Below are 14,274 nucleotides of genomic sequence, written 5' to 3'. Positions count from 1 at the left end.
TTCAGCCGGCGCGGAAATCCGGTGAACCCCCGGGCGCTCTCGTGCGTAGAGCTTGCGAGGGGTGCCCCCGGCCAGCCCTCACCGTCGTCGCCCGCGAGCGGAAGGGACCAGGACATGCCTCGACCTCCGGACTGGAGCGCGCTCGACCTGGGCAGCGACCCGACGCCGGGGGACGCGGACCGGCTGGAGGCGCTGATCGAGGCGCAGAGGGCCATCGTCGAGCTCGCCACCGAACTCGACGACGACCTCGAAGAGCTGATGCGGGAGAACAGCGAGTTCTTCGTCGGCGAGACGGCGGGCGCGCTGCGCGAGGAGATGGACGACCGGGTGCGCAAGTTCGTCCGGAGCTTCGCCGAGGCGCACGAGTCGGTCCGCACGGCGCTGACCACCTACCACGAGACGATGGTCACCCAACAGGGCATCGCCGACGGGGCGTTGAGCGCCGTCGACGGCATGGACGAGGACGACGCCGAGTTCGCCGGGCACAAGGAGACCGCCGAGAACGCCGGGGACGCCCTGGAGGCGGCGGCGGCCACGGCGGCCAGCGCCATCCAGGAGGCCGGCTCCAACATCAGCTCGATGATCGACCCGTGCGAGGCGTTCTGGAAGTTCCTCCAGTTCTTCGTGATCGCGCTGATTCTCCCGGCGATCATCCTGGGCGGGCCGACCGCCATCCTCTTCCTCACCCTGAGCGCGGTCCTGCTGGTGAAGACCGCCATCGACTTCGCCGGCGGGAGGGCGAGCGTCACCGAACTCGTCCTGTCCGTCCTCGGCATGCTGGTGCCCACCACCAGGGGCCTCAACGTGGCCGGTATCACCAGGGCGATCACCAACTTCGGCAGCAAGGGCTGGGCGGGGGCCGGCGGTTCCTTCCGGCAGCTGATGATCAACGTGGGGAAGGGCTCCTGGGGCTCCTTCAGGGGTGCCGGCAACATCATCGCCAGCACCCACAGGCACCTGAGGATCGGCGGCGCCTGGTCGAACAGCCCCATGGCCCTCAAGATGACCTGGGTCAAGGACTTCGGCACCTATATCGCCGCCCACTTCACCCGCTACGGCTGGACGGCGATCTTCCTCCCCGTGAACGTCGGCGAGATCGGCGTCAAGTCCTTCTCGGGGCTGGCCAGCGCCTTCAAGATCTCGCTGTGGAACCGTGGCGTCCTCGGCCAGTACCGGGCCGGCGCCGTGGTGCACGGCACCAACGTCATCGATGTGCGCGCCCTGCACGGCTTCGACAACATGGGCCGCCCCCAGGTCAACTCGGCGCTGTGGGCGCGCTACCAGCCGGGCGCCTCCAATGTGGCCAAGTACCTCTCCGCGCCCCCGCAGCACGCCTGGAGCAACGTCAGCAACGCGCCGATCATCACCATCGGGGGCGGCTTCACCCCGAACAGCGGGTTCGGCTCCGTCGCCGACCTCACGCCGGCGCCCTCCACCCCGGCCAACGGCTCCACGGTCTCCCTGCTCGGGCCGGGCGGCCGGTCCCCGATCCCGTCGCCCAACTCCTCGATGGCCGACCTCTCGCTCCCCACCCCGACGCTGCCCGGGGGCCTGAACCGTCCGGGTGGCGCCATGACCGACCTGCCCACCCCGCAGTCGGGGCAGAGCGGATCGCTGGCCGACATGCGGCCCGTGCAGCCGATCTCGGTGAGCTTCGCCGACCAGGGGCGCGGCCTCGCCCCGCCGAGCCCCGTCGTCGGCAACACCACGGCCGACGGCATCGGCAACATGGCGGGCGACTTCTATGTCGCCGGCACCCCCACCGTCGTCACCCATATGCCCTCGCCCAGCGGGCAGATCGTCGGCGTCCAGACGCCGATGCCCTCCAGCATGCCGACGCCCACCGCGATCGCGACCCCCACGGCGACCCCGACGCCGGCCGGCGCCTCCGTCACCTCCACGACGCCCGTCGTCACCGCCACCCCGACGCCGACAACGACGCCCGCCCCCACGGCCGCGACCACCACGGTCGTCAGCGCCGGCGCCACCCCGACCTCGATGCCCAACGGCAGCACCGTCCCCGTCGGCAGCATCGTGCCCAACGGCAGCGTCGGCGCCGGTGGCAACGGGGCGATCGACGTCTCGCAGGGCTCGTTCTCCCCGATCCGGTTCCAGGACGGGGTGGACGGGGCGCGGATCGCGTCCGCCGGCGGCTCCTTCGGGCAGCTACCCGTCGTCAATGTCGCCGGGATGCAGCAGTTGGGCGACATGTCGCCCCTGCCGACGGCCGGCGTCACCTCGGCGCGCGGCGATATGAGCGGCATCACCGCCGCCCACCACGGCGGTGGCAACGCCCCGGGGGCGCTGTCAGGTTCGCAGCCCGTCTCGTTCGTCGCCGGGCAGTCGGGTGTCCCGGGCGGGGGCGGCCGTGGCACGGCGGGGGACGGCGCCCAGGAGCTCAACCTCGGCTCGGTGTCCCCGATCCCCTTGCACTTCGCCGACCAGGGCAGGGGCCTCGGCACCCCCGACATCGCCCAGGCCGGCGCGGGCGCCCGTCAGTTCACCGACACCCACCTCGGCCCGGTCGACGCGCCGGCGAACCCGGGCGCGCGGCACGCCGCCCCGGAGGGCAACCCCGGCGCCCTCACCGACGATGTGGCGGCCGTGGTGCCGACGGTCAGGCCGCTCCAGGCCGCCCCCGGCGGCCAACTCGGCGATGTACCGGGGCAGGCGGGCGGCAGCGCCGTCGGCCGCCCCGGTGGTGCGCCGCTGCCGCAGGCCACCGGCGACCTCGCCGCTCCCACCCAGCCCCTCACCCCGCCGGTGACCGCCGCGGCCACGGGCGGCAGCGGCGCCGCGCCGGCGATCCGTCAGGCGGGCGGTGGGATTACCACCCCCGTCGACGGCATCAGGCCGGTCAACCTCAGCGCGGTCGGCACCCGCGCCGCCGCCCCCGTCGAGAGCGTCCCGACCGCCCCGCCCCGCTCGGGGGACGGCGGCGGAGCCGGGGTCGAGGGCGGGCCGCTCCGCCGCCCGGCCGGCCAGGCGGAGCCCGGCTCCGGCGTGGTGGCGGTGGACAGCATCGTCCCGCCGGCCAGGTCCGCCACCCCGTCGGTCACCCCGCCGCCCGCCGCGCTGTCGCAGGGTCTGCTGCCGGGCGGGCCGCCGCCCGCGACGGCGCGGGGCACCGGCGGCGGTCCGGCCGGGCTACCGCCGGGCGCGGGAGCGCACAGCCACCCGGCCGGGCCGCTGGCCGGCCACACCGTGGTCACGCCGCCGGGGTCCACGCCCTGGCTGGTCGGCCCCGGCGGGGCGCGGGTCGCCGGCGACGTCACCCGGATCGACGGTCTCGGCTGGTCGTTCACCGCCCCCGGGCAGCGGGTCGGGGCCGTGGTGGACTCCTCGGGACAGCGCACCCACGATGTGGTGCCGCTGACCGGGCGGGGCGACCAGACGACCGGGGAGTTCGCCGCCGTGCCGCTGGGCGGCGACCGCACCCCGATCCTCTTCGGCCGCCAGGGCGAGACATCCCCGGCCCCCGTCGCGTTCCTCGGCGACTCCTTCGCCGTCCAACGGGCGGGCGGCACCGTCCACTTCCACGGTCTGGACGGCACCCTGCTCGGCACCTCCCACCGGCTGCCTGGCCAGGGCGGCCACGAGCTGATAATCGACCCGGGGGCGTTGCGCGCCTATGTGGCCGGCGGGGACGGGCAGCCGTTGGCCGGCGCCCAGGTCAGGCGGATCGGCGGCGAAGGGCTGCTGGTCGAGCGCCCCGGGCGGCCCACACTGCTCGTCGACGCCGACGGCGTCCGCACCCACGACGTGATCCGGCTGCCCGAACAGGGCGGCCACCGCTGGACGTTGGCGATCCCCAGCGAAGGGCACCGAGGCGGCCCCGTGCTGATCAGGGGCGTCGACGAGGTCGTCCCCGCCGGCCCCGGCGGTTCGGTGAACCCCCTCGGCCAGCACGGGAACCTGGTACGGATCGGCGGCGGGGCGCCGCTGCTCGTGGACGACGCGGGCCGCGTCGCCCCGGCGGTGACGCTCAAGAACCGCAACGGCGACGCCACCGATCTGGTGTTCGCCCCGGCGGCCGGCCGCACCGAGGCGCCCGCCGTTTACCGGAGCGACGGCCGGCTCTTCAGCGACGAGGTGACGACCGGGTTCGACGGCAACCGGATCGTCGTCCAGAGCGCCGCCACCTACACCGTGCACGGCCCCGACGGCGCCCTGCTGGGCTCGGGCGCCGCCCGCACCGGGGGCCCGCTCGGCGCGGGCAACCGGCTGGCCCTCCCCGAGCCCGGCGGCCATCCCCGGATCCTCGGCCCCGACGGCGCCCCGGTGCCGGGCGCGGCCGTCGTCCCCTGGGACGGGGACGCGTTCCTGGTGCGGGTGCCGGGCCAGCGCCCCGGCGTGGTCGACGCCTCGGGCGTCCACACCCACGACGCGATCCGGCTCGGCACGGGCAACGGCGCCCCCCACGGCTTTGTCACCGTGCCGCTGCGCGACGGCGGCACCCCCACGGTGCACGGTCCCGACGGCCGGCCGATGCCGCAGGTGACGGCGGGCGTCGACGGCTCCTCGCTCACCATCCGCCCGGCGGGCGGGAGCACCACCACGCTCTACGACCTGACGGGCGGCTTCAACGGGCTGCGGCACCAGCTGGTCGGCGGCCACGAGATGGTCCTGTCCGCCGGCGCGGCGCCCCGGGTCGTCGACGCGGCCGGGCAGCCGGTGCCGGGCTCGTCCGTGGCCCGGGTCGGCGACGGCGCGGGACACCTGGTGCGGGTGCCGGGCCATGACCCGGTCGTCATCGACGCCGCCAGCGGGGCCCGCACCCACGACGTGGTGGAGCTGCCGGGCCAACCGGGCGCGGCGGCCGACGAGTTCGTGCTCATCCCCGGGGGCGGCACCGGCCCCGCCCTCGTGGTCCACGCCGACGGCCGGCTCGTGGACGGTTCGCTGGCGACTCCGCTGAGCACCGGCGAACACCTGGTGAAGACCGGCGACACGACCCGCCTGATCGGCGCGGACGGCTCCGTCGGCCACACGGTGCGGACCCTGACCGGCCAGGAGGGGCACCCGGACCTGCTGGTGCTGGTCCGCTCCGACGGCCAGGTCTACCCCCACCCGCGCGACGTGGACGGGGTCCCGCTCACGGACCGGCGGGTGGAGTACCGGGAGTCGACGCCCCAGCCCACGCGCGCGGATCCCCATCCGGCGACGGAACGCCGGTTCAGCGTCTACACCGCCGACAACCGGGGCGCGCACTTCTCGGCGGACACCGGCCGGTTCACCGGCGAGGGTCCTGGCGGCGCCGGGATGCACCGGGTCGGCGCCGACGAGTACCGGCTGCTCGGCCCCGAGGACCAGGCGGCGGTCCGGCGGCAGCTCATCGAGTCGTCCAGCCGTCCCACCGTCACACCGCCGGGCCTGGACGACACCGACCGGATCGTCTTCATGATGCCCACCACGCGGATCGACCCGCCCGTCCATGGCCGGCCCGCCGTGGACCCGGCGGGGGCGCACCCCCACGGCGGGCTGCCGCTGGGCCGCGCGGACGGCGACGGGCCCCAGGACTTCCTCGTCACCCCGGAGGCCGGCGGTCCGCCCATGCTGCGGGGCCCGGCGGGGGAGGTCAGGGGCGAGGCGCCGACGGTCGAGGGGAACACCGTCACCGTGGTCCGGGGGAACATCACCCACCGGTACGACGCGACAACCGGCGACTGGCGGCTGCGCACCCACCAGTTCGATGCCGGCCCCTGGGCCAACCACGAGGTGCGGGTGCCCAACACCGCGCTCGACGCCGACGCCAGGCCCGCCCTCGTGGACCGCGCCACCGGACAGCCGGTGCCTGGCACCACCGTGGACGAGCTGGGCGACCAGAGCTTCCGCGTCACCCACGACACGCACGGCGGCGGCGTGGTGGTGGACCGTGCCGGCGCCGAACTCGGCACCAGTCAACGCCTGCGTGACTTCCAGGGCCAGGTCACCGACGACTACGTCCTCGTACCCGCCCGAGGCGCCGACCCGGGCGCCGCCGCGACCCCGCCACCGCCGGTGCTCCAGACGCGCGGCGGCGACGTGATCGACGGGGCCCGGGTGATCCCGACCGGGGACGGCCACCGGGTGACCAGGGTGGGGACCCCGGAGACGGTCGCCGTGCACGGCCCGGGCGGCCGGCTCCAGCACCTGGACCACGGCATCAGGGGCGGCACCGCGCTCGACGGCAACCGGCTGATCGTGCCCCCCGGGGGCAACGCGCGGGTGGTGGACGGCACGGGCAGGCCCGTGCCGGGGACCGATGTGGTGGCGACCCGCCCCGACGGGCATCTGATCACCACCGGCGACGAGTTGATCGGGCTCGGCCGCACCGGCGGCGCCGCCGATGTGCCGCTCCCGCTCGGCGGCCGGCACGCCGAGGGGCCGGATCTGACCCTGTACACCGGGACCGGCGGCGCCGGGCCACGGGTGGTCGAGCGGCAGCCGGGCGGCCAGGTCCAGATCGCGGGCGCCGGGGAGATCACGTTCGCCGGCCGGGAGATCCAGATCGTCCGGGGCACGAGCACCGCCGTGCACGACGCGGCGGGCGGCGCGCTGCTCCGCGATGTCCACCGCCTCGCCGGGACGCCCGAGTTCGACGCCGCCGACCTGGTGGTCCCCGGCCCGGGCGCCGGCGCGCCCCGGCTGGAACGGGCGGGCGCCGAGGTGCCGGGCAGCCAGGTCCGCGAACTCCCGGGCGGCGGCTACCTGGTGCGGGCCGACGGCACCCAGCGGGTGCTGGACCAGCACGCCCGCCCGCACCCGGGCGCCCTGGACGTGACCCTCCCCGACGGCACGGCCGGCATCGCCGTCCGCTCCCAACAGGCGGACGGGCGGCATCTGTTCATCGACTCCCACGGCCGCCTGGACGGCCACCACAACCCGCGGTTCGACACGGCGGACGACGGCACCGGGACCCTCGGCGTCACCTGGGAGCGCGGCACCCTCGACTACCGGATCACGGCGGGCGAGGCCGGCCCCGGCACCCAACTGGTCCAGGAGAGCTACCCGGTGCGGGGCGGCGGGCCCGCCCGGACACTGGAGATCGACCACCGGGGCGGCGCCCCGGTCGCCCGGTTCCGCGCCGGGGACGGGACGACGACCCCCGCCGTCCCGCAGCGCTGGGACGGCTACGCCGGCTACCGGGCCGAGGCGGGCGACGGCGGCGCCCACACGGTGGTCGACCACCGGGGCCAGGTCACCCACAGCGCCGTGCCGCTGTCCCCCCGCCACGGCGATCCGGACGCCTTCGTCTTCCGGCCGGCCGCCCACGGCCCCGGCGGCCCCGTGCTGCGCCAGCCGGACGGCGCCGGCCATCCGGCCCGGTTCCATCCGGGCCGCGACAGCTGGGAGTTCACCAACGACGCCGGCGTCACCCGCAGGCACGGGCTCGACGGCCGCTTCGTCGAGGAGACCTTCACCGCCAGGGGCGGGACGTTCAACAACTACCGGCTACGGCTGCCCGCCGACCTGGAGGGGGCCACCGTCCGGCCCCCCGGCGGCCGGCGTGAGATTCCGGTCACCGTCGTCCCCCAGGCCGACGGCGGTATGCGGGTGCACCACAACACCCTGCACGCCGCCGTCAACCCGGCCACCGGCGCCGTGACCCACGAGGTGCTCACCCTCAGCAGGGCCGGCGACGCCCGGCCACCGGCGCACGTCTTCACCGATGTGGCCGATCACCGGACGCTGCCGGCGCCCCGCGCGGACGACGGCACCGACGTGCCGAACACACACGTCCACCGGACGGCGGACGACGATGTCGTGCTGAGCCGGACGGACAACCCGACGACCGAGTACTTCGACGGCGTCACCGGCGCCTTCCGGTTCACCGAGACGACGCTGGACGGCGCGGGGGACGCCCTGCCGGGGACGTTGCTCCGCACCCATGAGACGGTCCGCGACGGCCAGGTCTTCCGCGCCTTCGACCTGCTGAACCACGACAGGACCGCGGTCGGCGGCTGGTCGGTGACGGGCCGCCAGGCGATACCGACCAGCCCGGACCCGGGCACCGGCGTCCGGGTGCGCAACGCGGACCGCTCGGAGACCTGGGTGATCGATGCCCGCGGCCGGGTGGTCGTCCATATCGGCGCGGCCGACGCCGCCACCCACGTCCGGGTCGGCCGCGTCTTCGACTGGGAGGGCGGCGGCCCGCCCACGGTCACCACCCACCGGGTGGTCGACATGGTCGACAGCGGCGGCCGGCGTTTCTTCGACGTCGACCCGGCGGGCCGGCCGGGGGCGGTGCGCGACGGCGAGCTGAACCGGCTCGACGGCCACCGACTCACCCCGGAGGGCGCCAACTTCCGCTCCACCGAGCACGCCGCCGGACTGCGGGACGGCGAGTGGAAGGACTACGGCATCGACGGCCGCCTGGTGGAGCAGCGGATCAACATCGTCAACCGGGGCGTGCGCCAGGACGACCACTTCTACAAGGTCACCTACCAGCACGACGCCGGCGGGAAGATCACCGGCGGCACCTGGGAGCACTGGCGTCCCAACCCTGGCTACCGGCCCCCGGCCGACGGGGCGCCGGCCACGGTCCCCCGCTCCGTCGCGCCACCGCCCGTCGCGCCCCTGCTGGACCGGGGCCGAGTGGACGTCAAGGGCGTCAACGAGGGGCATATCACCCTGCTCACCAACAACGTCGACGGCCTGCGCGGCTTCGTCTTCGAACGTCGCCCGCTGCCCGGCGGCGGCAGCCTGGACGCGCACGCCCCCGGCACGGTCGAGAACTTCGTCAACACCCACGGTGGCGTGCGGATCGGCATGAACCAGCGCGAGCGCTGGCAGCAGCTGGACGTGAACGGGAACGCCGCCGGGCACGGCATCCGGATCTGGGGCACCAGCAAGAAGACCTTCTTCGACTACCACGACGGCTGGCACATCTCCCGCTCCCAGTCCGGCCCCGTCCACCACTACCGGGAGACCCCGCAGGGCGGCTACATCCTGACCCACCGCGATCCGGGCAACGCGTTCTCCTTCAAGACCGGCGAACAGGGCCGCTGGTACCGCTACGACGCCGACTTCGCGCCGCAGGCCACAGGGGAGCGCCGCTGGGGGGCGTTCGGCCACGGCTGGAAGGACCGGATGCCCGATCCGCGGACCGGCGAGCTCAGCCTGGTGGGCGAGAAGACCGGCGGATACGCCACCCACAACATCCGCAACTTCCAGTCCTTCGAGCTGGGCGGGGACGGGCTGCCCAAGGCGAACGGCGGCTGGATCACCGTCTCCCCGCAGGGCAAGGAGACCAGCGTCGGCCGGGTCGAGCCCGACGGGGGCATGTTCCGAAACCACCGGAACGCCGAGCAGCGCCCGCCGAACTTCTACCGCTGGCTGCTCTCCCCGGAGTTCCGCAACGTGGACACCGGCGCCCGCGAGGGGCTGCACTTCCTGCTGCCGAACGGGTTCTTCCACCGGAACCACCGCTTCACCACCGACGGCAACCACGCGGCCTTCATGATGGACAGCCGATACCAGACGTTCGACTTCCAACGCACCAACGCCGCCGGGGAGATCGTCCAGCGGGGCATCCAGGGCATCAGCTCGCGCGGTTGGAACACCGTCACGGTGCCGTCCGGCGGGCGGATATCGGGGGAGACCAGGCCGCTGACCAACGGCAACACCCTCACTGTGGGCGACGATGTCGCGCTGCCACCCGGCGCCGTCCGGCACGCCGACCACCTGCCCTGGACGGAGGGCCCCGGCAAGCTGTCCGGACACCGGACCTTCGACACCGAGCATTTCGTCAACCCGCCGGCCGGCGTCAACAAGGACCGCACCAAAGTGGCCTGGCAGGACCAGTTCCGCGCCGACGTCCCCCCGAACGGCGACTGGTACAGCAGGGCGGCCGGCGCCGAGTGGCAGGTCGCCCGGATGGGCTTCAAGGACGGCACCATCCTCGACTTCCGCCCCCGCCCCGCCGAACGGCCCGCCGGCGCGGCCGGCAACGGCGACCTCGGCTTCCAGCGCACCGTGCACGGCGACCACCCCGCCCCGGCGGGCGGCAACCGGCCGGCCGCCAACGCCTACACGCACAGCGACTGGGTCCTCTACAACCACCACGGGAAGCTGCTGGGCCGCCAGGACACCTTCCCCGGCATCGGGCCCGGCGGCGCGGACCTCCAGGTCGTCAGCCGCTACAAGGACAGCCCCCTGGGGGCCGGGAAGATCGCCTGGACGGGGAGCGACGGGACCAGCGGATACCGCAAGCTTGCCTCGCGGAACGACATGGGCCACCACAACTACTTCGACCGCGAGTCCTACCGGGACTTCGTCAACACCCCGACCGGCCCCCAACTGGTGCGCGAGGTACGGCTGTTGGGGGACAACACCACCGTGGTCTCCTGGAAGTCGCGGGCCGGTGCCGACGGTGCCCCGGACGAGTGGCGCTGGAACAAGGTCGACCGCCACGGCAACATCATGTCCTTCGGCGCCCCCGAGCAGCGGATCAGGCACTGGTTCGACGACATGCGGCGCTGGGAGGACCGCGTCGTGGACATCCCCGCCGGCCGCGCCGACCCGCCGGCGGGCGCCTACACCAGCCCCGGTGGCGGTCACACCGTCGTCCAGGAGCTGCCCGTTGAGGTCGGCAGCGCCCTGCGGCAGGCGTTCAACTACAAGCCGCTGCGTACCCGGGAGTACTTCCCCGACCCCGCCAGCCTGACCGGCCTCGGCCGCACCCAGGACAACCTCCGTGCCCTCAGCTGGAAGGAGTTCGAGGGCGGCGCCGTGGCCCGCCGCAAGACCCCGTTCGGCGACGACGGCTCGTTCCAGGAGCTGGAGAGCATGTCCAAGCAGTGGCGGCGCTGGGTCCTGGACACCGAGACCAACCAGTGGAAGGTGATCACCGAGCGGTCGGTCGCCGGCTATGTGCGGGAGCTGCCCGCCTCGTCGTTCACCGCCGAGGGCGCCGGCCGGTTCGCCGGCGACCTCCGGTACTCCGGTCGGGAGACGTACTACATCGGCGTCATGAACGAGTACCGCGGCTTCGAGCGGATGTACCGACAGCCACGGCGCACCCCCTGGGGGTCGCCGGTGACGGAGACCGGCGAGTCCACCTACACCCCGTTCGCGGTGCGGAACATCCAGCACATGCTGGTCGAGTTCGGGCAGGAGTTCGTCCTCGACTTCCTGGTGACCCTGGCCGTCCTGGCCGCCCTGCCGGGCGACTTCACCTGGACCGACGTGGCGCAGGCCGCGTTGAGCGCGACCATCTCCAGCTCCGTCAAGACCAGCTTCATCGGAGCCCACAACCTGGCCGCCCAGCACACCCAGTTCCGGCTCGGGCTCAACTGGCAGGACCGGGGCTTCCCCTACCGGTTCCGCCAGGACGACGACGACTGGGCGGGCGAGTGGGCGTCGAACGAGTTCGTGCTCCGCTGGCGCGGCGGCACCTACGACTTCATCAAGGACGGCTTCGTCGCCGCGCCGCTCGGCGCCTTCCTCGGCAACCTGGCCGCCCTGGAGGTCTTCGGCATCAAGGACTCCGAGGGCAACAGGCACGACGTCTCGATCAGCGAGGCCGCCCTGCTGGCCGGCGCCGCCGCCGCCAGCGCGGCGTTCGGCACGGTGGTCACCGGCATCGCGAAGAACTCGCTCCAGAACACCGTCGCCACCCGCTGGTACCACCGGCAGGGGGCCATCGACTTCACGTTCGCGCCGATCGTCACCAAGTTCATCGACAAGTCCATCGGCATCCTCGTCCTGGCGCCCTTCGTCCGCGACTCGATCGGCGTCGTCCCGCCCTCGACCGGCGTCCAGGCGGGCACCCCGGTGGAACCCCCGCCCCTCCCGGACGGGTCCGTGGTGGCGGCGGCCATGCTGGAGCCCCCGCCCCTGCCCGAGTTCGGCACCGACCTTCCCGTCCTCGGCCACCTGAGCCCCTATCCGCCGCCCGTGATGCCCGACTGGGAGAACACACCGTGACCGACGACCGCATCCGCGTCGCGCCCCGCACCAGGGGCGCGCACCGGACCATCACCCAGGCCCTCGGCGCGGCCCCGGACGGGGCGGTGATCAGCATCGCGCCAGGCGAGTACCACGAGTCCTTCCGACTGATCCGCCGGGTGACGCTGGTCCCGCAGTACGGCAACGGCTCGGTGACCATCGCCGTGCCGGCGGCGGCCGGCGCGCTGACCGTCGCCGCCCCCAACTGTCGGGTCCGCGGCCTGGTCGTCCGGGGCACCGACCCGGGGGAGACGCTGCTGCGCGTCGAGGACGCAGCCGGCCTGACCCTGGAGGACTGCCTCGTCACCCACGGCCGGGCCGAGGTGCTGGGCTCGCGCACCGTCGTGCCGGGGGCGGGCCGGCCGGTCGGCGACATCCCGCTCGACCACGACCTGGCCACCGAGCTGGCAGACCCCACGGCCGGCGGCGTCCTGGTGACCCGCCGCACCCGGCTGCGGGCCGCCCGCCACACGGCTCTGCATGTCACGGGCGACGCGCTGGCCCGTCTTGACGACACAAACATCATGGACGTGGAGGGGATCGGCGTCGCCGTCTCGGGATCCGCCGTGCTCCGCGCCGACCAGCTGCGGGTGCACGGGGGTTCGGGCTCGGCGCTGCGGGCCCTGGACGCCTCTCGGGTGCTGCTGCGCGGCAGCGGCCTGTTCGGCGCCGGCCGCAACGGGGTGCTGGTGCAGGACGCGGCGGAGGCGCTGCTGACCGACTGCCGGGTCGAGAACGCGGCCCGCTCCGCCGTGCGTCTCGACCACACGGCGCGCGCCCAGATCGAGGAGTCCACCCTCGCCGGCGCCAGGCTCTCCGGCGTCGAAGTCCGCGACCAGGCACGGGTGATGATGCGCGGCGTCCGGATCAGCGGCGGCGAGACGGGGGTGCGTCTGCGCTCCCAGGAGGAGTCGGTGCTGCTGCACTGCTCGGTGACGGGCCAGCAGGGCAACGGCATCGAGCTGGCGGCCGGCGCCGACCCGCGCGTGCGCGGGGTGCGGGTGGCCCGCACCGGCAAACACGGGGTGAGCGTCGGCGAGAGCTCCCGTGGCACGTTCGACCACTGCGATGTGATCGCCAGCGGCTTCCCCTCGATCCATGTCGGCCGGGACGCGGCGCCCCGCTTCCGTGGCTGCCGGGTCTTCGACTCCGCACACGACCTCGGCGTCGCCGAGGACGCCAACCCGACGTTCGAGAACTGCGTGGCGATCAACGTCGCCTCACCCCGGCTCCCCGGCGCCCCGCGCGGCGGCACCGCCGCGCCAGGCGCCAGGCAGCCGGGTCCTGGCCGCCAGGGCCGGGACGCCGGCCCGCCCCCGGGGCCCCAGGGGCGGGCCGCGGCCACGCCCTCCGGCCAGGCCGCGACCGCGCCGGGGTCGGCGCACCCCCGGCAGGGCTCCGACGACGACGCGCCCGAGGCCGACTCGCTGACCGATCTGCTGGCGGAGCTGGACGAGTTGGTGGGTCTTGAGAACGTCAAGCGGGACGTCGGCGGCATGGTCAAGCTGATGCAGACCGTCCGGATGCGGCAGGAGGCCGGGCTGCCGGCGCCGCCGCTCAGCCGCCATCTGGTGTTCGCCGGCAACCCCGGCACCGGCAAGACCACCGTGGCCCGGCTCTACGGCCGGCTGCTGCACGCCCTCGGGCTGCTCTCCCGGGGTCATCTGGTCGAGGTCGACCGCAGCGCGCTCGTCGGCGAGTACATCGGCCACACGGGCCCCAAGACCACCGAGGCGTTCCAACGGGCGCGCGGTGGAGTGCTGTTCATCGACGAGGCGTACGCGCTGACGCCCCCGGGGGTCGCGCAGGACTTCGGCATGGAGGCCATCGCCACCCTGGTGAAGCTGATGGAGGACCACCGCGACGAGGTCGTCGTCATCGCCGCCGGCTACCCGGAGGAGATGGACCGCTTCATCGGCTCCAACCCGGGCCTCGCGTCCCGGTTCACCCGCAGCCTGCTGTTCACCGACTACTCGACGGAGGAGCTGGTGCGGATCGTGGAGCACCACGCGCGCCGGCACCGCTACGACCTCACCGAGGGAGCCCGCTCCGCGCTCGCCACCCACATCGGGGCCATTCCCAGGGGCGAGCGCTTCGGCAACGGACGCACCGCGCGCCAGCTCTTCCAGCAGATGACGGAGCACCAGGCGATGCGGGTCGCCGAACTGACCGCGCCCAAGGACCAGGAGCTGATGGCCCTGGACGAGAACGACCTGCCCGTGCCCCTGCCCACGTCCTGAGCGCCCCTGCCCCCTGACCTCTGAACTCCCCCGACCTTTCTGATGACGAGGTGCCGATGATACGAAGGCGACAACAGTCCGCACCTCGGTTCGCGGCGGCCTT

General features: G+C 74.3%; 2 protein-coding genes. Both read left to right on the top strand.

What is annotated here, in order from left to right; genetic code table 11:
• The first annotated feature begins 114 nt into the window (after nt 1-114).
• Complete coding sequence (locus tag AOM46_RS08595) at nt 115-11,910, top strand: hypothetical protein (RefSeq protein WP_062207626.1); 11,796 nt, start codon at nt 115-117, stop codon at nt 11,908-11,910.
• Entirely contained in the window at nt 11,907-14,171 is a 2,265-nt protein-coding gene (locus tag AOM46_RS08590) for a right-handed parallel beta-helix repeat-containing protein (RefSeq protein WP_067225997.1), read from the top strand. The genes AOM46_RS08595 and AOM46_RS08590 overlap by 4 nt, the downstream gene beginning before the upstream one ends.
• Nucleotides 14,172-14,274 lie beyond the last annotated feature (103 nt).

It is taken from the genome of Streptomyces sp. NBRC 109706, assembly GCF_000974485.1.
GTDB lineage: Bacteria > Actinomycetota > Actinomycetes > Streptomycetales > Streptomycetaceae > Streptomyces.
The sequence above is the reverse complement of the archived record's forward strand: the minus strand, read 5'-3'. Positions and strand labels throughout refer to the sequence as shown.